General features: G+C 71.1%; 19 protein-coding genes and 1 tRNA gene. 6 read left to right on the top strand and 14 right to left on the bottom strand.

Going from position 1 to position 22956, the window contains the following annotated elements; genetic code table 11:
• Positions 1–81 precede the first annotated feature (81 nt).
• The 5 genes from ACH4RG_RS16385 (at position 82) to ACH4RG_RS16365 (ending at position 5501) form a co-directional block, all read left to right on the top strand.
• Complete coding sequence (locus tag ACH4RG_RS16385; protein ID WP_397917016.1) at positions 82–1080, top strand: carbohydrate ABC transporter permease; 999 nt, start codon at positions 82–84, stop codon at positions 1078–1080.
• A 14-nt stretch (positions 1081–1094) separates the two neighbouring features.
• Positions 1095–2015 carry a carbohydrate ABC transporter permease gene (locus ACH4RG_RS16380; RefSeq protein ID WP_397917015.1) on the top strand — a complete coding sequence of 307 codons (921 nt, stop codon included), beginning with the start codon at positions 1095–1097 and terminating at the stop codon, positions 2013–2015.
• 65 nt (positions 2016–2080) lie between these two features.
• Positions 2081–3550, top strand: coding sequence for a GH1 family beta-glucosidase (locus tag ACH4RG_RS16375; protein ID WP_398539707.1), 1470 nt, complete (start codon positions 2081–2083; stop codon positions 3548–3550).
• A gap of 168 nt (positions 3551–3718) precedes the next feature.
• A complete protein-coding gene (locus ACH4RG_RS16370; protein ID WP_398539706.1) occupies positions 3719–4756 on the top strand; it encodes a LacI family DNA-binding transcriptional regulator in 1038 nt (345 codons plus the stop codon).
• Between the two features lie 154 nt (positions 4757–4910).
• On the top strand, positions 4911–5501 hold the full coding sequence (locus ACH4RG_RS16365) for a lytic polysaccharide monooxygenase (RefSeq protein ID WP_397917012.1): 591 nt from the start codon (positions 4911–4913) through the stop codon (positions 5499–5501).
• 82 nt (positions 5502–5583) lie between these two features.
• Here ACH4RG_RS16365 and ACH4RG_RS16360 read toward each other — a convergent pair.
• From ACH4RG_RS16360 to ACH4RG_RS16350, 3 genes are all read right to left on the bottom strand, one after another.
• Positions 5584–5656 (bottom strand) — tRNA-His (locus ACH4RG_RS16360).
• A 120-nt stretch (positions 5657–5776) separates the two neighbouring features.
• Positions 5777–6382, bottom strand: coding sequence for an oligoribonuclease (orn, locus tag ACH4RG_RS16355; protein WP_397917011.1), 606 nt, complete (start codon positions 6380–6382; stop codon positions 5777–5779).
• Positions 6383–6392: 10 nt separating this feature from the next.
• A complete protein-coding gene (locus ACH4RG_RS16350) occupies positions 6393–7610 on the bottom strand; it encodes a helix-turn-helix domain-containing protein (protein ID WP_397917010.1) in 1218 nt (405 codons plus the stop codon).
• A 1027-nt stretch (positions 7611–8637) separates the two neighbouring features.
• On the opposite strand from ACH4RG_RS16350, the gene ACH4RG_RS16345 reads away from it, so the two are divergent.
• Positions 8638–9159 carry a universal stress protein gene (locus ACH4RG_RS16345; RefSeq protein WP_026290787.1) on the top strand — a complete coding sequence of 174 codons (522 nt, stop codon included), beginning with the start codon at positions 8638–8640 and terminating at the stop codon, positions 9157–9159.
• A 147-nt stretch (positions 9160–9306) separates the two neighbouring features.
• On the opposite strand, the gene glmS is transcribed toward ACH4RG_RS16345, so the two are convergent.
• The 11 genes from glmS to ACH4RG_RS16290 all read right to left on the bottom strand — a co-directional run bounded on the left by glmS (position 9307) and on the right by ACH4RG_RS16290 (position 22846).
• Complete coding sequence (glmS, locus tag ACH4RG_RS16340) at positions 9307–11136, bottom strand: glutamine--fructose-6-phosphate transaminase (isomerizing) (protein ID WP_397917009.1); 1830 nt, start codon at positions 11134–11136, stop codon at positions 9307–9309.
• Positions 11137–11216: 80 nt separating this feature from the next.
• A complete protein-coding gene (locus tag ACH4RG_RS16335; RefSeq protein WP_003968990.1) occupies positions 11217–11492 on the bottom strand; it encodes a hypothetical protein in 276 nt (91 codons plus the stop codon).
• 86 nt (positions 11493–11578) lie between these two features.
• Positions 11579–12457, bottom strand: a complete 879-nt coding sequence (locus ACH4RG_RS16330; protein WP_397917008.1) for a DUF4429 domain-containing protein — start codon at positions 12455–12457, stop codon at positions 11579–11581.
• Between the two features lie 111 nt (positions 12458–12568).
• Entirely contained in the window at positions 12569–14347 is a 1779-nt protein-coding gene (locus ACH4RG_RS16325) for an IucA/IucC family protein (protein WP_398539705.1), read from the bottom strand.
• On the bottom strand, positions 14344–14913 hold the full coding sequence (locus ACH4RG_RS16320) for a GNAT family N-acetyltransferase (RefSeq protein WP_397927989.1): 570 nt from the start codon (positions 14911–14913) through the stop codon (positions 14344–14346). Before ACH4RG_RS16320 ends, ACH4RG_RS16325 begins: the two co-directional genes overlap by 4 nt.
• Positions 14910–16187, bottom strand: coding sequence for a lysine N(6)-hydroxylase/L-ornithine N(5)-oxygenase family protein (locus ACH4RG_RS16315; RefSeq protein WP_397917005.1), 1278 nt, complete (start codon positions 16185–16187; stop codon positions 14910–14912). The genes ACH4RG_RS16320 and ACH4RG_RS16315 overlap by 4 nt, the downstream gene beginning before the upstream one ends.
• A complete protein-coding gene (locus ACH4RG_RS16310; protein ID WP_397917004.1) occupies positions 16171–17619 on the bottom strand; it encodes a pyridoxal phosphate-dependent decarboxylase family protein in 1449 nt (482 codons plus the stop codon). Before ACH4RG_RS16310 ends, ACH4RG_RS16315 begins: the two co-directional genes overlap by 17 nt.
• A 428-nt stretch (positions 17620–18047) precedes the next feature.
• Positions 18048–18680, bottom strand: a complete 633-nt coding sequence (locus ACH4RG_RS16305) for a hypothetical protein (RefSeq protein ID WP_397917003.1) — start codon at positions 18678–18680, stop codon at positions 18048–18050.
• An 818-nt stretch (positions 18681–19498) separates the two neighbouring features.
• Complete coding sequence (locus ACH4RG_RS16300) at positions 19499–20446, bottom strand: siderophore-interacting protein (RefSeq protein ID WP_397927990.1); 948 nt, start codon at positions 20444–20446, stop codon at positions 19499–19501.
• Between the two features lie 123 nt (positions 20447–20569).
• A complete protein-coding gene (locus tag ACH4RG_RS16295) occupies positions 20570–21217 on the bottom strand; it encodes a GNAT family N-acetyltransferase (RefSeq protein ID WP_397917001.1) in 648 nt (215 codons plus the stop codon).
• A gap of 156 nt (positions 21218–21373) precedes the next feature.
• The gene (locus tag ACH4RG_RS16290) at positions 21374–22846 is read right to left on the bottom strand and encodes an MFS transporter (RefSeq protein ID WP_397928182.1); all 1473 of its coding nucleotides are present in this window, start codon (positions 22844–22846) and stop codon (positions 21374–21376) included.
• Between the last annotated feature and the right edge of the window lie 110 nt (positions 22847–22956).

Genomic DNA, 22956 nt, shown 5'->3' with positions numbered 1-22956 from the left:
GCCGCCCACCCGCCCCCTCCAGCCGCCCCCTCCAGCCGCCCCGGCCGTCCGTCGGCGCACCCAGGGAAGGACTCCCCGCCCGTGGCAACCTCGACCCCCACCCGGGATGCGTACGCGACCCCGCCCCGTGACCCGAAGAAGGAACCTCCCAGCGAACGGCGGCAGTTGTGGCGCAGCCGGCTGTGGCGGTTCGACGACAAGGCGTCCCCGTACGCGTACATCGCCCCGTTCTTCCTCGTCTTCGGGGCCTTCGGGCTCTATCCCCTCCTCTACACCGGCTGGATCGCCCTGCACCGGGTGGAGATGACCGGTCTGGACTCGATGGAGTGGGTGGGCTGGGAGAACTTCGACAAGATCCTGCACGACCCCGAGTTCTGGACCTCCGTCAGCAACACGTTCCTGATCGGCGTCATCTCCACCGTCCCGCAGCTCCTGGTCGCCCTCGGCCTGGCCCACCTCCTCAACTACAAGCTGCGCGCGAGCACGTTCTGGCGCACGATCATCCTCACCCCGTACGCGACCTCGGTCGCCTCGGCCGCCCTCGTCTTCGCCCTGGTGTTCCGGGCCGACGGCGGACTGCTGAACTGGACGCTCGGCCTGGTCGGCTTCGATCCGGTCAACTGGGCCAACGGGCACTGGACGTCGAAGCTGGCGATCTCGATCATCGTCATCTGGCGCTGGACCGGCTACAACGCGCTGATCTACCTCGCCGCGATGCAGGCCGTCCCCAACGACCTCTACGAAGCGGCCTCGTTGGACGGCGCCTCGCGCTGGCAGCAGTTCCGCAAGGTCACCATCCCCTCGCTGCGGCCGACGATCCTGTTCACCATCGTCATCTCCACCATCGGCTCCATGCAGCTCTTCGGCGAGCCGCTGCTGCTGGAGGGCGGCGCGCTGGGCGCCACCGGCGGTAACGAGAACCAGTACGAGACGCTCAGCATCTACCTCTACAACTACGGCTGGAACCTCGGACATCTCGGTCCGGCCGCCGCCGTCGCCTGGGCGATGCTCGCCCTTCTCCTCCTCATCGCCGCGGCCAACTGGTTCATCGGCCGATTCGTCCGCAAGTCCGCGGTCTGACCGGGAGCGCATCCATGACCATGACTAGCCCCACGCACCCCGCCCCCGTGAAGCTCGCGCCGACCCCGGAGGGCAGCGCCCCGCGGCGCCCGAGCCGCTTCAAGATGGGCGCCGGACAGCAGATGAAGGGCGGCCCGTTCGCGTACATCGCGCTCGCCGTCGTCGGCTTCGGCTCCCTGCTGCCGCTCTACTGGACCCTGGTCGCGGCCTCCCGCACCCAGGACGAGGTCCTCGCCTCCACCCCGCCGTTCCTCCCGGGCGGCAAGCTGCTGGAGAACGTCCAGACCGCCTGGGAACAGGCCAACCTGGGCAAGGCGATCCTCAACAGCGTCATCGTCTCGTCCTCGATCACCCTTGCCACGCTCTTCTTCTGCACGCTCGCCGGCTACGCGTTCGCCAAGATGCGCTTCCGGGGCCGCGGCTGGCTGATGACCGCGGTCATCGCCACCCTCACCATCCCGCCGCAGCTCAGCGTCGTCCCGCTGTTCATGATGATGTCCGGCCTCGGCTGGGGCGGGCAGCTCGAATCGGTGATCTTCCCGACGCTGGTGAGCGCGTTCGGTGTGTTCTTCATGCGGCAGTACCTGATCGAGGCGCTGCCGTACGAGCTGATCGAGGCGGCCAAGATCGACGGCGCGAACAACCTCCGCATCGTGGTGAGCGTGGTGCTGCCGGTGGCCCGCCCCGCGATGATGGTGCTCGGGATGCTCACCTTCGTCCAGGCGTGGAACGACTTCTTCTGGCCCTACCTCGCCCTCAACCAGCAGAACCCGACCCTTCAGGTCGCCCTCGGCCAGCTCAGCGCCTCGTACACCCCCGACCAGTCCATCGTGATGGCGGGCGCGCTGATCAGCACGCTGCCGCTGCTGGTGGTGTTCGTGGTCTTCGGCAAGAAGATCGTCGGCGGGATCATGTCCGGCGCTGTGAAGGGCTGATCCCCCTCTCGACCCCCCTTCCTCCTCACCTCTCACCCCTCACTTCCTCCAGGGAGCGCTCCCACATGACAGCCGTCCGACCTGACACGGTCCCGCAGCAGGCCCCCGCCGCCACGGCCCCCTTCCCGACCGGTTTCCTCTGGGGCGCGGCCACCGCCGCGTACCAGGTGGAGGGTGCGGCCGCCGAGCTGGGCCGCACGCCCTCCATCTGGGACACCTTCAGCCACACGCCCGGCCGGACCCTCGGCGGGGACACCGGGGACGTGGCGGCCGACCACTTCCACCGCTACCGCGACGACGTCGCCCTGATGAAGCGCCTCGGGCTCCAGGCGTACCGCTTCTCCGTCTCCTGGTCCCGGGTCCAGCCCACCGGCCGGGGGCCCGCCGTGGAACGCGGTCTCGACTTCTACCGGTCGCTCGTCGACGAGCTGCTCCTCGCCGGCATCAAGCCCGTCGCCACGCTCTACCACTGGGACCTGCCGCAGGAACTGGAGGACGCGGGCGGCTGGCCCGAGCGGGCGACGGCCGAGCGGTTCGCGGACTACGCGGCCATCATGGCCCGCGCCCTGGGCGACCGCGTGTCCATGTGGACCACGCTGAACGAGCCCTGGTGCTCGGCCTTCCTCGGCTACGGCTCCGGGGTCCACGCCCCCGGCCGCACCGAACCGGCCGCCGCGCTGCGGGCCGCCCACCATCTCAACCTCGCCCACGGCCGGGCGACCGAGGCGCTGCGCGCCAACCTCCCCGCTGCCGCGCAGACCTCGGTCACCCTCAACCTCCACCAGGTGCGCCCGCTGACCGGCAGCGAGGCGGACGCGGACGCGGCCCGCCGGATCGACGCGGTGGGCAACCGCGTCTTCACCGGCCCGATGCTGAAGGGCGCGTACCCGGAAGACCTGCTGGCCGATACCGAACGCATCGTCAACTGGCCCGAGTTGATCCATGACGGAGACCTCGCCGCCATCGCCGCCCCGATCGACGTGCTCGGCGTCAACTACTACACGCCCACCATCGTGAGCGCGTCGCCCTCCGGCGCCGGGGACACCCGCAACGACGGCCACGGCAGCAGCGAGCACTCCCCGTGGCCCGGTTCGGAACACGTCGCCTTCCACCTCGCCGAGGGCCGGCCGGTCACCGCGATGAACTGGTCGGTCCAGCCGGAGGGCCTGTACGACCTCCTCATGGACGTCTCGCGCGAGCACCCGGACCTGCCGCTGATGGTCACCGAGAACGGCGCGGCCTTCGACGACGCCCCGGACGAGGACGGGCGGGTCCACGACCCGGAGCGGATCGCGTACCTGCGGGGCCACCTGGAGGCGGTACGCCGGGCGGCGGCCGACGGGGCCGACGTACGGGGCTACTTCCTCTGGTCCCTGATGGACAACTTCGAGTGGGGCTACGGCTATGCGAAGCGCTTCGGCGCGGTGTACATCGACTACGCGACCCAGCGCCGTACGCCGAAGTCCAGCGCCCACTGGTACGGCGACGTGATCGCCCGCCACGCGCTGCCCCCGGCCGAGGGCCCGGACGCCTGACCCGGTGAGAGCGGTGGGCCCGGTCGACCCCGACCGGGCCCACCGCCTTTTCGTGCCACGCTTGGGAGCGCTCCCAATACACTGTCCGTACGCTCGTCGGGGTGATCGGTCCAGGACTTGGATTGACTGTACGGCTGTGAGAAATTGACCGGGAACGGGGAGGCGGCCATGGCGGCAGCGCGAGTACGGAGCGGCGGGCGGCCCACGCTCGAAGAGGTGGCGGCACGGGCCGGGGTCGGCCGGGGCACCGCCTCACGGGTCATCAACGGCTCGCCCCGGGTCAGCGAAGCGACCCGGCAGGCGGTCGAGGCGGCCGTGGCCGACCTGGGGTACGTCCCCAACCGGGCCGCCCGTGCCCTGGCGGGCAACCGCACCGACGCCATCGCGCTGGTGGTGCCCGAGCCGGAGACCCGCTTCTTCGCCGAGCCGTACTTCTCCGCGATCGTGCGCGGCGTCGGCGCGGCCCTGGCGGACACCGAGATGCAGCTGCTCCTCACCCTCGTCGGCAACGACCGCGAGCGCCGCCGCCTCGCCCAGTACCTCACCGCCCACCGCGTCGACGGGGTCCTCCTGGTCGCCGTGCACGCCGACGACCCGCTGCCGGAGCTCCTGGAGCAGCTGGGCATGCCCTGTGTGATCAGCGGCGCCCGGCACGCGGCCGAGACGCTGCCCTCGGTCGACTCCGACAACTTCGCGGGCGCGCGGGCCGCCGTCGAGCACCTGGTCTCCCGGGGCCGCCGCCAGGTGGCCACGATCACCGGCCGCCTGGAGGTCTACGGTGCCCAGCGCCGCCTGGACGGCTACCGCGCGGCGGTCTCCGCCGCCGGCCTGGCCCCCGACGAGCGCCTCATCGCCCCCGCCGACTTCACCGAGGAGGGCGGCGCGCGGGCCATGCGCGACCTCCTGGCCCGCCGCCCCGGCCTCGACGCGGTCTTCGTCGCCTCCGACGTGATGGCCGCCGGCGCCCGCCAGGTCCTGCGCGAGGCGGACCGCCGCATCCCCGAGGACGTCGCGCTGATCGGCTTCGACGACTCGGTGGTCGCCCGCCACATGCACCCCGCCCTCACCAGCGTCCGCCAGCCCATCGAGGAGATGGGCCGCCGGATGACGCGGGTCCTCCTGGACGAGATCGCGGGCCGGACCCCGGGCGACGAGCGCCCTTCGCTGATGCTGCCCACGGAGCTGGTGGTCCGCGACTCGTCGTGACGGCCGGCCGGGCCGGTCGTTCGGGTGCCCTTCAGTGGTATGGACATGACCAAAAGACGGGACTAGCCTCCGTCTTGGTCTAGACCAAGACGCGGTGAGCCGCCGCGCCGGTCCATCTGTCCGCAAGCTCCACCCCTCACCCCAGGAGCACCACATGCGCAGAAAGATCACCTCCTTACTCCTCGGCCTCGGCATCGCCGGGGTCTCCCTGCTGGCCACCTCCGGCAGCGCGCAGAGCCACGGGTACACCGACTCGCCCATCAGTCGGCAGCAGCTCTGCGGCAACGGCACCGTCCGCGGCTGCGGGCAGATCCAGTGGGAGCCGCCGAGCGTCGAGGGCCCCAAGGGCTTCCCGGCGCGCGGTCCCCGCGACGGTCTGATCTGCGCCGGGGGCAACCAGCGGTTCGCCGAGCTGGACGACCCGCGCGGGGGAGCCTGGCCCGCCTCCGACGTGAGCGCCGGGGCGAGCCACACGTTCCGCTGGCGGATCACCGCCCGGCACGCCACCACCGACTTCCGGTACTACGTCACCAAGGACGGCTACGACCCGTCGAAGCCCCTGACCCGGGCCGACCTGGATCCGCAGCCGTTCCTCACCGTGCCGTTCGGCGGGCGGCAGCCGGGATCGACGGTCACGCACGCGGGCAACCTGCCGCAGAAGTCGGGCAAGCACCTGATCCTCGGCGTCTGGACCATCGCGGACACCGGCAACGCCTTCTACGCCTGCTCCGACGTCACCTTCTGAGCCGACCGGGCGACCGGGCGGCACGCCGCCCCGCGCCCCATGACGAAGGGCCCCGGTCCGAAGACCGGGGCCCTTCCCTCAGGGTGAGTAACGGGACTTGAACCCGCGACATCCTGGACCACAACCAGGTGCTCTGCCAGCTGAGCTATACCCACCATGTCGCCCGGTCGTTTCCGACCGGCCGAGAAAAAGTGTACAGGGTCCGGGAGGGTGCTCGCGCCCCCGTTTCCCGGGGCCGGTCCACGGGCGCTTTCGCGCCCGTGACCAGCGGGTTCCTACGGTGCGGCCGGAGCCGACCAGCGCGCCGCGATCTCCTTGGCGCGCTCGGAGTCCGGGCCGGGCTGCGGCACGAAGACCGCCTCCCGGTAGTAGCGGAGCTCCGTGATGGAGTCACGGATGTCCGCCAGCGCCCGGTGGTTGCCGTTCTTGGCCGGGCTGTTGAAGTACGCCCGGGGATACCAGCGTCGGGCCAGCTCCTTGACCGAGGACACGTCCACGATCCGGTAGTGGAGGTAACCCTCCAGCTTCCGCATGTCCCGCGCCAGGAACCCCCGGTCGGTACCGACCGAGTTTCCGCAGAGCGGGGCCTTTCCGGGCTCCTTCACATGCTCACGGACGTAGGCCAGGACCTGCTCCTCGGCGTCCGCCAGGGTGGTGCCCCCGGCCAGCTCGTCGAGGAGGCCCGAGGCGGTGTGCATCTGCCGCACCACCTCGGGCATGGTCTCCAGGGCCGCGTCCGGCGGGCGGATCACGATGTCCACCCCTTCGCCGAGCACGTTCAGCTCCGAGTCGGTGACCAGGGCGGCCACCTCGATGAGTGCGTCGTCCGTCAACGAGAGCCCGGTCATCTCGCAGTCGATCCACACCATGCGGTCGTTCATGCGCCCCACCCTACGGGGCGCTCCGCTGTCCCGGCAGGGCCGGGCGTCCGGGAACGTACGCGTCAGGGCCCGGCAGGGACATCTCCCCGGACCCCACCGATGCCGCCACGGCGACGGCCGCGGAGGACAGGGGCGAGCCCCGGCGTCCGGACGGTGGCCCCTGGCTGGGCACCATCGTCTCGACCACCGTCGCGGCGCTCTCCGCCACCCCCTGCGGACGACGGGCCCGGTAGGCGGCCCGGTACGCGGCGGGGGAGGAGCCGAGCTGGCGGCGGAAGTGCCCGCGCAGCGCGACCGGGGAGCGGAAGCCGCAGCGGCCGGCGACCTCGTCGACCGAGTAGTCGGAGGTCTCCAGCAGCCGCTGCGCCTGGAGAACCCGCTGGGTGATCAGCCACTGCAGCGGTGCGCTGCCGGTGAGCGAACGGAACCTGCGGTCGAAGGTCCGTCTGCTCATGTAGGCGCGCGCGGCGAGCGTCTCCACGTCGAACTGCTCGTGCAGGTGCTCCAGGGCCCAGGCCACGACCTCGGCGAGCGGGTCGGAGCCGATCTCCTCCGGTAAAGACCTGTCCAGGTAGCGCTCCTGCCCACCACTGCGCCGCGGCGGCACGACGAGCCGGCGGGCGAGTGCCCCCGCGGCCTCCGTGCCGTGGTCGGTGCGGACTATATGGAGGCAGAGATCGATCCCGGCGGCGGTGCCGGCGGAGGTGAGCACATCCCCGTCGTCCACGAACAGTTCGCGCGGATCGACGTGCACCGACGGGTAGCGCTTGGCCAGCGTCGGCGCGTACATCCAGTGCGTGGTGGCCGGCCGGCCGTCCAGCAGGCCGGCGGCCGCGAGCACGAAGGCCCCCGTGCACAGACCGACGATGCGGGCGCCCTCCTCGTGGGCGCGCCGCAGCGCGTCCAGTGCCTCGGCGGGCGGCGGCGAGGTGATCGACCGCCAGGCGGGCACCACCACGGTGCCGGCTCTGCTGATCGCCTCCAGGCCGTACGGCGCGGTGAGTTCGAGCCCACCGGTGGTGCGCAGCGGTCCTTCCTCGCCGCCGCAGACCAGCAGGCGGTAGCGGGGAACTCCCGCGTCCTGCCGGTCGATTCCGAAAACGGAGAGCGGGATGGAGCTCTCGAAGATAGGGCCGCCGCTGAACAGCAGCACGGCAACGACTTCCCGGCGTCGCCGCCCGGTCAGCTTGCGTGCGGCCTCCGTCGCGGCGGCGGAGTCCTGGCTCATGACGCTAAGCCCCCCTCGGTGTTCGCGTCTCCCTGGTCCTTACGGGCCTGTCGCTCCTGCACGTTTCCCCTCGGTGTCGCACGTGTCCCCAGTCTCCGATTTCCAAGATCGAATCTACTGCGTCGCGTGGTCCCGCCGTGACACCTTCCCCCACCAGCTCAATGTCGATAAGGAAACGTGGCGTGAAGCGTTCGATCACGAAGCGTTTCACTCGCGAAGCGCACAGGGAAGTGCCCTTCGACAACGTGGCCCGTCCGCGTCGGGTGAAAGCGTACCGCGCGGTCCGTTCCTGCCTGGTGGGCGGTGGGGTCTCCGGCCATCCCGTGAAGGGTTCGGCACTCAGGCGAAGTTGGCTTGAAACCATCGGTTGCGTGTGCTGGATCCGGTCACGCCGGGCGCACAACCGCCGCCTGACGGCCGCGCCGGTGCGCTCCCTCGTCGCCGTGAACCATGGCGCGTTCGGACCGCCGCGAAGGGGCGTGGCAGGCCGGTGCGGCGTGGCCGGGCGCGAGGCTCCGCAGGGCCGGATTACCGACCGATGGGCCGTGTGGCACGAGAACCGCGGGTGTCGGGCGTCGACCGGGGGCGGTCCGGCGGGTCCGGTCGGCCGCCGGTCCGGGCGTCGTCGCCGGGTTCGGCTCGACGGGCGGTCACGGGTGGCCCGCCGCGGCCTCCTGTCCCGCGGTGATGGACCGGTGACGGTGTGGCCAACAGGGACCGGGTGAGGGCCTCGCCGCGGGGTCCGCCGGGCGACCGCCGATCGGCGCGAAAAACAGGACGGCCGACAGTGTTCGCCCCCTCCGAGGCCCGTGTACGACACAACCGGCATTGCCATCACGGACGGGCTCGGGCATGCTCCCTCCAGCGTCGCGCACGCTTTTGCGGGGGTCTGGGCGGTGGAGGAGTGACGCCGTACCCTTGGGGGTATGGGGTTGGGAAGATGATTCCCGGACAGAGCTTCACCACCAGCTGATGCACCTCTCGAAACCGTTCCCTCCTCACGAGGACTCTCTTCGCCGAGACACCGATGGCCGGTCACGAAATCCCTGAACCCAAAGACCGCAAGCCGGTAGCCGACCCAGGGTCGGAGCCGCGGACGGTCGAAGAAGCACGCCATGCGTGCGATCCCGCCTTCCGGCACGGAGTCGTGGTCGGTTTCGACGGCTCCACGTCGAGCGAGCGGGCTCTCGCCTACGCCATCGGCATGGCCGGCCGATCGGGCTCGGGCCTGATCATCGTCCACGTCGCCAACCGGTTGCCGACCACGGTCTGGGCAGGCTGCGAGCCCCCCGTCTTCGTCGACGTCCCCGATCACCGCACCGAGGTCCTCGGCCTGGAGCTGGCCTGCGCGGACTATCTCTCCGAGGTGCCCTGGGTGCTGGTCGAGCGCGGGGGCGACATCTGCCACGAACTGGAGGAGGTCGGCCGGGAGTACGCCGCCGACGCCATCGTCGTGGGCTCCACGCACGGGATCGTCGGCCGGATCTTCGGGTCCGTGGCCGGCCGCCTCGCCCGCCGGGCGCAACGCCCCGTCATCGTCATTCCCTGACCGGGGGGACCCCGAGAAACCCCGAAAAACCCCGAAGGGCCGCCGCCCGGGTTTCCTGAGGGGGCGCCAGAAAGCCCTGTAACGGCACGCGTTGGGCCCCGTACCGGCTTCGCGACGGTACGGGGCCCAAGGTCTGTGTACCGCCGTCTACTCGACCGTCACGGACTTCGCCAGGTTGCGCGGCTTGTCGATGTCGCGGCCCATCGCGAGGGCCGTGTGGTACGCGAACAGCTGGAGCGGGATGCCCATGAGGATCGGGTCCAGCTCGTTCTCGTTCTTCGGCACGACGATGGTGTGGTCGGCCTTCTCCTGCACCTGGTGGGCCACGGCGAGGATGCGGCCGCTGCGGGCCTTGATCTCCTCCATCGCGGCGCGGTTCTTCTCCAGCAGGTCGTCGTCCGGCACGATCGCCACGGTCGGCATCGCGGGCTCGATCAGCGCGAGCGGGCCGTGCTTCAGCTCGGAGGCCGGGTAGGCCTCGGCGTGGATGTACGAGACCTCCTTCAGCTTCAGGGAGGCCTCGCGGGCCACCGGGTAGCCGCGCACCCGGCCGATGAACATCATCGACTTGGCGTCCGCGTACTCCGCCGCGAGCCGCTTGATCTCGTCCTCGTTCGCGAGGATCTCGCTGATCTGCTCGGGCAGCCTGCGCAGCCCGTCGATGATCCGCTTGCCGTCCGCGACCGACAGGTCACGGATCCGGCCCAGGTGCAGGGCGAGCAGCGCGAAGGCGACCACGGTGTTGGTGAAGCACTTGGTGGAGACCACGCAGACCTCCGGGCCCGCGTGGACGTACGTGCCGCCGTCGGCCTCACGGGCGATGGCGGAGCCGACCACGTTGACCACTCCGAGGACGCGGGCGCCCTTGCGCTTCAGCTCCTGGACGGCCGCCAGCACGTCGTACGTCTCGCCCGACTGGGAGACCGCGACGTACAGGGTGTCGGGGTCCACGACCGGGTTGCGGTAGCGGAACTCGGAGGCCGGCTCGGCGTCGGCGGGGATGCGGGCGAGCTCCTCGATCAGCTGGGCGCCGATCTGGCCCGCGTGGTACGAGGTGCCGCAGCCGAGGATCTTGATCCGGCGCACCCCGCGCGCCTCGCGGGCGTCCAGGTTGAGCCCGCCGAGGTGCACGGTGGAGAACCGGTCGTCGATCCGGCCGCGCAGGACGCGGTCCACGGCGTCGGCCTGCTCCGAGATCTCCTTGTGCATGTACGTGTCGTGGCCGCCCATGTCGTACGACTCGGCCTCCCACTCCACGGTGGTCGGCGTGGCCGTCGTGGTCGAGCCCTCCGTGGTGTACGTACGGAAGTCGTCGGCCTTCAGGGTGGCCATCTCGCCGTCGTCCAGCGTGACGACCTGGCGGGTGTGGGCGACCAGCGCGGCGACGTCCGAGGCGACGAACATCTCCTTCTCGCCGATGCCGAGGACGACCGGGGAGCCGTTGCGCGCGACCACGATGCGGTCGTTGAAGTCGGCGTGCAGCACGGCGATGCCGTAGGTGCCCTCGACGTGGCGCAGCGCCTCGCGGACCTTCTCCTCCAGGGTCTCGGCCCGGGCGCGGGCGATGAGGTGGACCAGCACCTCGGTGTCGGTCTCGGAGAGGAAGACGATGCCGTCGGCGGTGAGCTTGGCGCGCAGCTCGGAGGCGTTGTCGATGATCCCGTTGTGGACGACGGCGACCTTGTTCTCCGCGTCCATGTGCGGGTGGGCGTTCTCGTCGCTTGGCGCGCCGTGGGTGGCCCAGCGGGTGTGGGCGATGCCGGTGGTGCCGGCGAAGCGCTTGGGGACCTTGGCCTCCAGCTCGCGGACCCGGCCCTTGGCCTTGACCATCTTCAGCGCGCCCGGCTTGCCCGCCGCCGCCTTGCCGGTGATGACGATGCCCGCGGAGTCGTACCCCCGGTACTCCAGCCGCTGCAAGCCTTCCAGCAGCAGCGGAGCGACGTCACGCCTACCGATGTATCCGACGATCCCGCACATGTGTTCTCTGCCCCTCCATCGACGTACACGCATTTCCGTTCGGCGCCCCGCACGGGCGCCCGGTCGCCGGCCCCGGCCGGTCAGCCGTAGACGATGCGGCGCAGCTGGCGGAGCGAGAGCTCCGGCGGCGCCACGGCGCGGTGCGGCAGCTCGGCCGCGATCCGCTCGAAGATCTCCGTGTTGACCAGGCCGCCGGACTGCAGTTCGCGGTGGCGGCGCCGGACGAAGTCGTCGGTGCTCTCGTCGAAGTACGCCAGCACGTCGAGGATCACCCGGGCCGCCTCGCCGCGCTGGAGCGCGGTGGAGCGTACGAGGTGATCGATGAGGTCGTCATGCGACGAGCGGCGTTCAAGCACTCGTCGATATTGCTTGCCAGGGCGCGCTTGCGCAAGAAATCTGCCCGATATCGGGCAGGGCGGGCGGGAAAGGTCGCCCGGTCGCGTCACATGCTGCGCAGAACGGCCTGCTTCGCGGTGCTGAACTCCTCGTCGGTGAGCACCCCGGCCCGGTGCAGCTCGCCCAGCTCCCGCAGCCGTCGCAGCAGCGCGTCGTGGTCGCCCGCGGGAGCGGCGGGCTCGGCCGCCTTGGTCAGGGCCGCGGGCGCCTCCGGTGCGTCCAGTGCCGCACGGGCCCCGGGCAGCCGCATCAGCACCGCCGCCGCGACCAGGACCGCGGTGTGCTCCTTCTTGGAGATCCCCCACAGGTCCAGGGCGTACGTGTCGTACTTCGGCGGGGCCGAGACGGGCCCCTCGACCGGCTCGAAGCGCAGATAGCCGTTCTCCAGGCCGATCGACGGCATCCACCGCACGCCCGCGATCCGCGACAGCGGGAAGGTGGTCGGACCGCCGGCGGTCTTGGACTCCTCGGCCTTCCAGTTCCAGGTCAGCCGGACGCTCTCGCCGTCGAAGGACGCCGTCCCGTCGCCGCCCCCGCCGGAGACGGGAAGCGCGGGGCCCGGCAGCAGGAAGCGGTCCACGGGGCCGTCCGGCACCTGCTCGATCAGCAGGGCGTTGCGGAGCTCGTCGACGAAGTACTCCGCGACCCCCGTGCGGTCCTTCTCCACGGTCAGTGCGTAGGGGTCGGCGCCGTCCTTGAGCCGGCCGTCGGCGGCCCGCAGCACCGGGCAGGCCCCGCCGCGCAGCCGCAGCCGCAGCCGTCCGCCCTTGCGGTCCGGTTCGAACGAGACGCCCGCCACCGCCTGCACGGGTACGGCTATCTCACCCAGCTCCTGCCGGACCGGGTGAGCCTTTCCCCCCGGCACGATGCGCACGGTGTCCCCGTCGAACGTCCATGTTCCGTCCCGCTGGATGATTTCTGCCATGCCCGTGATTCTGCCAGCCCGCCTCCGGGCGGTGCCGAAGAAGGTGGGCGCCCGGGGGACCGTCCCCGGGCGCTCACCGGTAGGGAGGCCGCCGCGATCCGGCGGCCGGGCTCAGAACCCGGCGATCGGGTTCTTCAGGCGACCCACCAACTGGAGCCCTCCGGCCGGGTCGTCGAGGTCGACCATCTGCTGGTTGTCGCGCAGCTGGAGGCGGTTGAGGCAGGAGAGTGCGAACTCCGCCGCGAACAGGTCGTGACTCCGGAACTTCTCCGCGAGGTACGGCACCGATGCCTGGTAGTCGCGCACACAGGCGGCGACCGTCCGCCAGAAGGTCTCCTCGTCCAGGACGCCCTCGGTGTCCAGACCCGCGCCCAGGAAGCGGAAGAAGCAGTCGAAGACGTCGGTGAGGACCGACAGCGCCTTCATGTCCTCGGGGACCCCGACCCGGATCCGCTCGACCTGCGGCGGCAGCACCGCGTCCGGGTCCAGCACCGCGATCTCCTCGGCGATGTCCTTGAAGATCGTGCGGGTGACGACCCCGTCCTCCACGACCAGGATCACGTTCTCGCCGTGCGGCATGTAGACGAGGTCGTAGGCGTAGAAGCTGTGCAGCACCGGCACCAGATAGGCGTCCAGGTAGCGTCGCAGCCACACCCGCGGCTCCAGGCCCGACTCCGCGATCAGCGCCCCGGCCACCGAGCCGCCCTCGTGGTCGGTGTGGAGCAGCGAGGCCATCGTCGCGACCCGCTCGCCGGGCCGGAGGCCCGGCACGGGGCTCTCGCGCCACAGGGCGGCCAGCATCTTCCGGTACGGGGAGCCCTTGACGGTGGCCGCCTCGTAGGACCGGTGGTGGTAGCCGATCGCGGCCCGCTCCCGGATGATCGAGAACCCGACGCCGCGCAGCAGGTCGTCGCGCTCGATCAGACCGGCCAGCCAGTCGTTGATCGCGGGCGTGGCCTCCATGTACGCGGCGGACAGGCCGCGCATGAAGCCCATGTTCAGGACCGACAGCGCCGTCTTGACGTAGTGCTTCCCGGGGTGGTCGGCGTTGAAGAACGTGCGGATCGACTGCTGGGCGAGATACCCGTCCTCGCCCTCGCCGAGCACCACCAGGTGCCGTGCCGCCAGTTCTCCGGCGAAGCTGACCGCGAGTTTGTTCCACCACTGCCAGGGGTGGACGGGCAGCAGGAAGTAGTCGCCCGGGTCGAGACCGAGCCCGCGCAGCGTGCCGTCGAACCGCTCCCGGGTCGCCTCGCTCAGCTCGGCCTCGATCAGCGCGTCGTGGTCGAGGCCGGCGCCCGCGGTGAAGGTGGCCCGGTCCCGGTGGGCGGCCAGCCAGACGAGCCGGATCTCCGAGGCCGTCTCGGGTGCGTACGCCCGGTACTCGTCCACGCCGAAGCCGAGCCGCCCGTTGTTGGCGACGAAGCAGGGGTGGCCCTCGGTCATCCCGGTCTCGACGGCCTGGAAGCCGGCGGCGACGAGCCGGCCGGAGGTGACCGGTTCCTTGGTGAGTTTGTAGGCGGTTCCGGCCAGGGTGGAGGAGACCTCCTCCAGGTAGACCGGCAGGACCTCCGCGGAGATTCCGAGGGTGTGCCGCAGCTCTATGAGGAACTCCGCCGTGTCCAGCGGGAGTTCGGAGCCATGCCGGTGCCGGGTGATGCTGTCGGCATCGATCTGCCAGTGGTCCAGGGCGAAGAGGCGCGCGGTGAAACGGTACTCGGTGGAGGCGTCGTCGCTACGGACGGTGTAGCGGCCGTCGCCGAGCGGCGTGGGGGTCAGCAGCCGTTCATGGCTGAATTCCGCCAGTGCTTTGCGCACCAGCAGTCGGTTTGCGGTGGCCCAGCGCCCCGGGGTGAGGTGGGCGACGCTGTCGGTGAGGGTGGTCGTCATCGGTCGTTACCTCCGGTTGCTGCTTGGAACTGCGCACGGGTGCAGGCGCTGAGCAGGGCGTCCTTCTCCGGTTTGGAGATCTCCCGGAGCACGTCGAAGCCGACGGCCTTGTTGAGGGCCTGCACGGCGCTGTTGGTGACGTCGGGCTCGACGACGACCCGACGCACCGACGGATCGGCGAACAGGAAATCCATCACGGTGGTGATCACGGCCCGGGTGAAGCCGTGCACCGGGGTGTCGGTGGGGGCGACCAGGAAGTGCATCCCGATGTCGCCGGGCTCCGCCTCGTACAGCCCCTTCAGCTCGACCTCGGTGGGGTCGTAGCGCTCGATCAGGAAGGCGGGCACGTCGTCGTGCAGCCCGATGAAGGCGTCGTGGTGCGGGTGGGCGGCGATGGACCGGTACTCCCGTTCCACGTCCGCGAGTTCGGCGTCGCCCATCAGCCAGTAAGCGGCCTTGGGGTGGGTCACCCAGCCGTGCACCAGTGCGGCGTCGGCGGCGGGCTCCAGCGGGCGTACGGTGAAGGCGCCGAGTGTGCCGGGGCGCCGGTCGCCGGGGCGGCTCATACGGCGAACTCCTGGAAGGCGATGGACTTCTCGACCGGGTAGACCTCGCGGCCGAGCAGCTCGCCGATGATGTACGCGTTGCGGTAGGCGCCCATGCCGAGGTCGGGCGAGGTGATCGAGTGGGTGTGCACCGAGGCGTTCTGGAGGAAGACCCCGCGCCCGGTGGTGTCGATGCTGTAGTTGCGGGCCACGTCGAAGCGGCCCCGGCTGTCGTGGCGCAGCCGTCCGGTGACGGGCGCGAGGAAGGCGGGCGCCTCGTACCGGTAACCGGTGGCGAGGATCAGGCCCTCGGTGGTCAGGGAGTACTCCTTGCCCTGCTCCTCCTGGCGCAGCCCCAGGCTGTACGCGCCACCCACGGCGTCGTAACGCGCGCTGACGAGGGCCGAGTTGGTCAGCAGCCTGGTCGGCGCGGGCCCGGCGATGTTCTTCTGGTAGAGCAGGTCGAAGATCGCGTCGATCAGCTCCCCGTCGATGCCCTTGAAGAGCCCCTTCTGGCCGGTCTCCAGCCGGTAGCGGGTCTCCTCGGGCAGCGCGTGGAAGTAGTCGATGTACTCCGGGGAGGTCATCTCCAGCGTCAGCTTGGTGTACTCCAGCGGGAAGAACCGCGGGGAGCGGGTGACCCAGTGGAGCCGGTAGCCGTAGGTGTCGATCTCGGAGAGCAGGTCGTAGTAGATCTCCGCCGCGCTCTGCCCGCTGCCGACCAGAGTGATCGACTTCTTCTTCTGGAGGTCGGCTTTCCCCGACAGATAACGGGAGGTGTGCAGGAAGTCCCCGCCGAGCCCCTGGCAGGCGTCCGGTATGTGCGGTGGGGTGCCGGTGCCGAGGACCAGGTGCCGGGAGCGGAACAGCTCACCGGAGGCGGTGCGCACCGTGTAGAGCCCGGAGCCCTCGTCGTACGTCACCGTCTCGACGGTCTCGTCGAACCGGATGCTGCTCAGTTTCGCGGCGGCCCAGCGACAGTAGTCGTTGTACTCGGTCCGTAGCGGGTAGAAGTTCTCCCGGATGTAGAAGGAGTAGAGCCGGCCGCGCTCCTTGAGGTAGTTCAGGAACGAGTACGGCGAGGTCGGGTCGGCCATCGTGACCAGGTCCGACAGGAACGGCGTCTGGAGATGGGCCCCTTCGAGGAACATCCCGGCGTGCCACTCGAAGTCCGGCTTGGACTCCAGGAAGACGCCGTTCAGCTCGTCGATCGGCTCGGTCAGGCAGGCCAGGCCGAGGTTGAACGGGCCGAGCCCGATCCCGATGAAGTCGTGGGGTTCAGGAAGCGCGGTCAAGGGAGTCTCCCAGGTACTTCTCGGCGTGGCCGGAGATCAGATCGAGGACCGCGGCGATGTCGTGCACGGTCGTCTCGGGGTTGAGCAGGGTGAACTTCAGATACTGGCGCTCGCCCACCTTGGTGCCCGCGACGATCGCCTCGCCGGAGGCGAACAGCGCTTTGCGGGCGTGGAGGTTCGCCCGGTCGATCGCGTCGGGGGAGGTGACACCGGCCGGGACGCAGCGGAAGACGAGCGTGGAGAGCCGCGGCTCGACGACCACGTCGAAGCGCGGGTCGGCGGCGAGCAGCTGCCACCCCTCCGCGGCCAGGTCGCAGACCTCGTCGAACAGCTCCCCGATACCGTCCGCGCCCATGACGCGGAGCGTCATCCAGAGCTTGAGCGCGTCGAACCGGCGGGTCGTCTGGAGCGACTTGTCGACCTGGTTGGGTATCCGTTCCTCGGCCATCCGGCGCGGGTTCAGATACTCCGCGTGGTACGTCGCGTGCCGCAGGGTCGCCCGGTCGCGGACCAGCAGGGCCGATGAACTCACCGGCTGGAAGAAGGATTTGTGGTAGTCCACGGTGACCGAGTCGGCGTGCGCGATGCCTTCGAGCAGCGCGCCCCGCGCACGGGAGGCGAGCAGTCCGCAGCCGTACGCGGCGTCCACGTGCATCCAGACGGCGAACTGCTCGCAGAGCGCGGCGATCTCGGGCAGCGGGTCGATGGAGCCGAAGTCCGTGGTGCCGGCGGTGGCGACGACGGCCATCGGGACGGATCCCTCGGCGACGCACTGTTCCAGCGCGCGGGCGAGGGCCACGGCCCGCATCCGCTTGTCGCGGTCGACGGGGACGGAGATGACGGCCTCCGGTCCGAGGCCGAGGAGCTTGGCGGACTTCTGCACGCTGAAGTGGCTGCACTCGGAGGTGAGGATCCGCAGCCGGGTGAAGTGCTCCGGGCGGACCTTCGCCTCCTCCCGCGCCAGCAGCAGGGCCTGGAGGTTGGACTGCGTACCGCCGCTGGTGAAGATGCCGTCGGCGGCCGGTCCGAGCCCGATCCGCTCGGTGGTCCAGTCGATCAGCCGACGCTCGATGAGGGTGCCGCCCGCGCTCTGGTCCCAGGTGTCCAGGGAGGAGTTGATCGCGGAGAGCACGGCCTCGCCGAGCACGGCGGGTATGACGACCGGACAGTTGAGGTGGCCCAGGTAGCGGGGGTGGTGGAAGTAGACGGCGTCACGGAGGTAGACCTCGCCGAGCTCGTCGAGGGCGGCGGCCGCGTCGCCCAGCGGCCGGTCGAGGTCGATCGCGTCGACGACGGGGGAGAGCTCGTCGACACCGATCCCACTGAAGGGGCGCTCGGCGGCGGCGAGCGTGGCCGCTACCCGTTCCACTCCCGCGGAGACGGTGTGCCGATAGTGCTCCGCGGTCGTGTTGTTGAGCAGGTGCGAACGCATGGGGGGCCTCCCGGGTGAGGGGAACTTCATCGCGGCCCTCCGGGCAGGAAGGGGGGACGAGGGCGCGATGTCGAAGTAAGGTGAGCCTAACCTAACTCGGAATGGGTCATTCCTCTCACCCCCTCGGGTGCACGGCTTGTCCGCTTTCCCTCCTCTGTCCCCAAGGCCGGGCAGCAGGTGTCGTCGCCGGTCACGCAGGCCCGTGAGGGGCGCTCGGCGTGAAGCGAGGGAGCTCGTCGGTTCGTGGGCGGTCGTCCGGGGCGGCTTGTTCTCCTCAGCCGACATCGCGAACGGCCGCCGCCGCTCCCGTCGGAGTGGGAGCGGCGGCGGCCGTCTGCGCGGGCAGGGCGTTCAGGGCCGGGGCGTGGACCGCGTCCCGGCCGGGACGGAGCGTGGGCCGCGTCCGGGCCGGCCGGGACGGAGCAGGGTCAGTGCTTCGGCGGGTTTGACACCACCCAGTCGGAGTTCCGGAAGTGGGTGGAGATCCCGTTCCCCTCCTGGGACTTGTCGGGGGGCCCGGAACCGGGGAACAGCGACGGCGCGATGGGCCGGCCCAGCCGCTCCTCCCATACGGTCGACCACTTCTCGAGCTCCGGGAAGGCCTCCTGGACCGCCGTCCGGTTGACGAAGCTGTACTTCTGATGAATGAACCCCGCGCGGAGGTCCTTGTCGCTGAGCTTTCCCGCGCTCTTCAGCTCGTCCCACTTCGCTCGGGCCTCGGCCACCATGACGTCGGAGGAGATCTGGAAGTCCCCGTCGCTGGGTCCGAACGGCTTCCCGTTCTCGTCGAGCATCCCCAGCTTGTGCAACGCGCCGAACGGGCGGCGTGCCGGGCGCTCGGCGGGAGGTGTGGAGCCCATCCACTCCTGGAACCTCGCCAGCGCCACCGGCTGCCCCGCCAGGTCCCGTTCGGTCGGGAAGTCCTTGTGGCGGCCCGAGAAGAAGAACGCCCATGACCCCTGGAGCCGTACGTCATAGTCCTGGGGGCGCTCGCAGGCGGAGCACAGGGCCCTGAACAGGGCGGCCGACATGCGCTTGAACTGGTGGGGAGTCGTACCCAACGGCGCCCGATAGTGACGCCACCACCTGACCTGCTGCCGCGTCAGCCCGAGGAATTCCAGGTCCCGTGGCTGGACGCGGTATCCCGTGTCATCGTGCGGCCATGCGCGGCTTCCCTCGCTCTGGCTTCCCGGGACTCTGCCGTCGGCGTCGATGATCCCCTCGGCCTGAGCCTTCTGACGCCTTTTGAGGAACCCCGGGTCCTCGTCGGCCGACGGGCCCGCCGGGGCGGCCTGCCCGTGGATGCTCGCTGTGACCGGCCAGGAGGTTACCGCCGCGGTCGGGGCGACCGCGGGACCTGACAGAACCAGTGCCGCGAGGGCCAGTACTCCCAGCCTCAGACGCTGACGTGACACTCTTTCGCCTCCAGTGGAAAACACTTCGCATGGCTCGCGCCGATCGCGTTCCATGACTCAGAGTTACGCATATCGCTGCGTGTCACCGTCACAGCCACGCCGACCTCGACGGCCCGAGCCACCCGGTGCCCGGAGGCGGGGGACGTGGGTGGGTGATCACCGGGCCGATCATGGGTGGCCCGGCGTCGTCGGGCGGTGATTCCGGGCACGACCACCGGAACGGGTGATCCTCGGACGGAGCTCTGGCCGGTGACCGGGCAGTGAGCGTCTTCGCTGGTCACGCAGGCCCGTCGAGAGTCTCTCGGCGTGGCGCAACGGAGCGCGGTGGTGCGGACAGCCGTCCAGGACGGCTGCTTCCCGAAGAGGTCCGTCGCCGTGCTGTCACGTCCTTTCGACCAGTGACGGCCGAGGCCGTGGAGTCGCCGCCGGGCACCGCCCCGGACCGCCGCTCCTTCGCCATCGCCCTACAGGCCGCCCGTGACCGGGTCGCCCAGACCGCCGCCGTCATCACCGGCGGCCCTCTCTTCCGGCTCGTCGGAGGGGCCACCGGCGGTGACGAGCCCCGCTTCCGCTTCGGCCTGCCGGGACTGTTCCTCGGGGAGTCCGCGCCTCCAGTACGCGGTGGACGTCACCCGCTCACGGTCGAAGCCCCGCTCCTGGACGAGGTGGTGACGCAGCGCCCGTACCCCGGACGCCTCGCCCGCGATCCACGCGTACGGAGTGCCGCCGGGCAGTTCGGCGGCGCGCACGGTCTCCACACCACAGGCGGCGCCCTCGTTCCGGACGAGCCAGCTGATCCGGGCCTTCGCCGCCGTGTTCAGCGCCTGCCGGTCCTCGGTGCGCGGTACCTCCAGCCAGACCCGGGCCGGCAGCCCCGCGGGAAGCCACTCCAGGGCAGCGGCCGCGGCGGGCAGGGCGGTCTCGTCGGCCCGGATCAGCACCCAGTCGGTGTCGGCCGGCGGCCGGAAGCGCACGGCCGCGTTCTCCGCCGCCGTGGGGCCCAGCACCGTGAGCCGGTCGCCGGGGGAGGCCGCCATCGCCCACCGGCAGCCGGGGCCGCCGGTGTCGTGCAGCACGAAGTCGAGGTCGACCTCGGTGGTGCCGTCCGCCCGCAGCCGCTGGGCCCGCACGGCATACGAACGCGTCACCGCCCGGTCGTCCTCGGGCACCGCCCGCCGTTCCGCGTGCCGCGCCCCGCTGCCGTCCGCCGGGGCCGCCGCCTCGCTCGCGCCCGGGCGGGGCAGCAGGATCGACAGGCTCTGGTCGCGGCCCCCGCCGCTGAAGCCGTCGGCTCCCGGCCCTCCGAGCGTGACCCGGAGGACGGACGGGCCCAGCCGTCTGGTCCGCAGGACGATCAGCCCGAAGAGCCGGAACGGGGCGACTTCGCGGGCGGTGGCGGTCGTCGACGTCAACGGGGCTCCTCCGGGGCAGGCCGGAGCGGCGGACGGACGGGCCCGGCTTCCGACTGGGGCGATCCAAGGAAAGGTTAGCCTACCCTTGCTTGGCGGAGTGGTGTGATGCCCCTGAGCGCCGCCTCAGACCCCGAACTCCGCCCGGCAGGCCGCGAGTCCCTCCATGGTCACGTCCACCTTCCGGTGCGCCTCCCACCGGGCCCGGTCCAGGCGCAACCGCCGCAGAGTGACGGGAGCCCCCCGTACGACACCCGTCTCCAGTCCGTCGTCCATGTACCCCAGCCGCCGCGAGACCCCGAGCGAACGGGGGTTGTCGGTCATGGCGGCGGAGACCGCGTACCGTGCGCCGAGCCCGGCGAACGCGAGGTGAAGGGCGGCGGCGCGCATCTCCGTACCGAGCCCCCGGCCCTGGTGCGGGAGCCCGAGCCACGACCCGGTCTCGGCCTGCCGAAGTACCCCGAACTGCCGCCCCATCAGGTCCTGTCGGCCGATGACGTTTCCCTCGTGAAGGACGGCCAGGCTGAGCGTCCAGTCCTGGGCGGTCCAGCCGGCCACGGTCCCCAGCAAGTGCTGGAAGACCGACCGCCCCACCTCCTCGGGCGTCCCGTCGGTCCACGGCACGTTGAACGGCATGCGGCCCGCGTCGTGCACACCGTGAGCCGCCACCGAGGCCAGCTCGTCCAGGAGCCCGAGGTCGGGGAGCCGCAGTTCGAGGCGCGGAGTGCGGAGGCGAAGTCCGTAGAGGGGCCAGTGGTGGCCCGTGAGATCCATGAGCAGACTCTGCCGGACCTGCGCGCGAGGTGTCGACCGCAATACGGGGCGGGGCGGCGTACGGCTGTGGGGTGCGAGCGGGGGCTCGCGGCGTACGGCTGCCGGGTGCGAGCGGGGCTCGCCCGCACCCAGCGGCAGTGCCTCCCGTCCGCGTCTTCAGGCGCCGATCGCGGCGGGCCGCTCGACGCCGGTCGTGGCGCCGTTCCCGCCCGGCGCGGCCGAGCCGCCCCCACCGCCGTTGCCGGACGAGGGCCCGCCCGTCGCGGCCGTCCGCCGCGCGCGGAGACCGAACGCGCTGACGGCGGCGGCGGTCAGGGCGGCGGCCAGCGGGACGGCCAGGGCCGCCCGGTACCCGTCGAGGAGGGCGGCAGGTGAGGTTCCTTCCGTGGCAACGGTGTTGACGGCGGCCACCGCCGACAGCCCCAGCGCGGCCCCGAACTGGAAGGACGTGTAGAGCAGCCCGCCCGCCACCCCCTGCTCCTCCTCGGCGATGCCGCCGGTGGCCACGATGGTGAGGGGCCCGTAGACCAGGGAGAAGGCCACGCCCAGGAGGAGCAGGCCCGGGAACATCGCCGCGTACGTCCAGTCCGCGGCGAGCGGCAGGAACAGGGCGTACGACAGCGACGCGACGAGCAGCCCGCCGAAGATGAGCCGGGCGTTGCCGAACCGGGCCACCAGCCTCGGAGTGAGGAGCGGCGACAGGACCGCGTCCACGCCGATCACGATCAGCGCGAGACTGGTCCGCAGGGGCGACCAGCCGCGCAGTTCCTGGAGGTACAGCACGGCGATGAACTGGAAGCCGAAGAACCCGGCGGCGAAAAGCAGTCCCGACACATTGGCGCGGACCAGCGCCCCGCTGCGGAAGAGGCCCAGGCGCACCAGCGGTGAGGAGGAGGCGCGCTCGATCAGGACGAACGCGAGAAAGAGGAGCAGGGCCGCGCCGATCGTACCGACGGTCCAGACGGCCGGCACGTGCGTCGCCCGCTCGACGCCGAAGACGAGCAGCAGGATCCCCGCGGTGACGGCGACCGCTCCGGCCAGGTCGACGCCCTGCCCGGCGCGCTCCGGGCGGGGCGAGGCGGGGACGAGCGCCAGCGCGGCGAGAAGGATGCCGAACGAGAGGACGACCGGGGCGAAGAACACCCAGCGCCAGTCGATGGCGGAGAGCAGCCCGCCGACGACCAGGCCGATCGAGAAGCCCCCGGCGGCAGTGCCCGCGTAGACCAGCAGAGCCTTGTCGCGCTGCCGCCCCTCCGGGAAGCCAGTGGTGATGATCGACAGTCCGGCCGGGGTCATGAAGGCCGCCGCGATCCCCGTCACGAAGCGGGCGGCAACCAGCATCCAGCCCTCGGTGGCCAGCCCGCCCAGACCGGAGAAGAGCAGGAACACCACGAGCCAGAGGACGAACATCCGGCGGCGGCCGAACAGGTCGGCCGCCCGCCCGCCCAGCAGCATGAAACCGCCGTAGCCCAGGACGTACGCGCTCATCACCCACTGGAGCGTGCCGGTGGACAGGTCCAGGTCCTCGCGGATCGCGGGCAGGGCGACGTTGAGCATGGCCACATCGATGCCCTCCAGAAAGATCGCGCCGCACAGGACGAGCAGCACACCCCGGGCGCGGCCGGTCATGCGGTCACTGCTCGATCCCGGAAGGGGCGGTGATGAGGGCATGGGGTCTCTCCTTGAGTGCGGGCGAAACGGGCATGGCGAGACGCCGCGACGGCGTCCGGCAGGAACAG

Source organism: Streptomyces sp. NPDC021019 (assembly GCF_044333295.1).
Lineage (GTDB): Bacteria > Actinomycetota > Actinomycetes > Streptomycetales > Streptomycetaceae > Streptomyces.
Note: the sequence above shows the minus strand (reverse complement) of the source record. Positions and strands in the feature narration are given on the sequence as shown.

Bases quoted from the DNA above. Each gene is read 5' to 3' on its own strand.
- ACH4RG_RS16380 (WP_397917015.1), top strand. From the start codon at position 1,095: ATGACCATGACTAGCCCCACGCACCCCGCCCCCGTGAAGCTCGCGCCG.
- ACH4RG_RS16375 (WP_398539707.1), top strand. From the start codon at position 2,081: ATGACAGCCGTCCGACCTGACACGGTCCCGCAGCAGGCCCCCGCCGCC.
- ACH4RG_RS16370 (WP_398539706.1), top strand. From the start codon at position 3,719: ATGGCGGCAGCGCGAGTACGGAGCGGCGGGCGGCCCACGCTCGAAGAG.
- ACH4RG_RS16365 (WP_397917012.1), top strand. From the start codon at position 4,911: ATGCGCAGAAAGATCACCTCCTTACTCCTCGGCCTCGGCATCGCCGGG.
- orn (WP_397917011.1), bottom strand. From the start codon at position 6,382: ATGAACGACCGCATGGTGTGGATCGACTGCGAGATGACCGGGCTCTCG.
- ACH4RG_RS16350 (WP_397917010.1), bottom strand. From the start codon at position 7,610: ATGAGCCAGGACTCCGCCGCCGCGACGGAGGCCGCACGCAAGCTGACC.
- ACH4RG_RS16345 (WP_026290787.1), top strand. From the start codon at position 8,638: ATGGCCGGTCACGAAATCCCTGAACCCAAAGACCGCAAGCCGGTAGCC.
- glmS (WP_397917009.1), bottom strand. From the start codon at position 11,136: ATGTGCGGGATCGTCGGATACATCGGTAGGCGTGACGTCGCTCCGCTG.
- ACH4RG_RS16330 (WP_397917008.1), bottom strand. From the start codon at position 12,457: ATGGCAGAAATCATCCAGCGGGACGGAACATGGACGTTCGACGGGGAC.
- ACH4RG_RS16325 (WP_398539705.1), bottom strand. From the start codon at position 14,347: ATGACGACCACCCTCACCGACAGCGTCGCCCACCTCACCCCGGGGCGC.
- ACH4RG_RS16320 (WP_397927989.1), bottom strand. From the start codon at position 14,913: ATGAGCCGCCCCGGCGACCGGCGCCCCGGCACACTCGGCGCCTTCACC.
- ACH4RG_RS16310 (WP_397917004.1), bottom strand. From the start codon at position 17,619: ATGCGTTCGCACCTGCTCAACAACACGACCGCGGAGCACTATCGGCAC.
- ACH4RG_RS16295 (WP_397917001.1), bottom strand. From the start codon at position 21,217: ATGGATCTCACGGGCCACCACTGGCCCCTCTACGGACTTCGCCTCCGC.
- ACH4RG_RS16290 (WP_397928182.1), bottom strand. From the start codon at position 22,846: ATGACCGGCCGCGCCCGGGGTGTGCTGCTCGTCCTGTGCGGCGCGATC.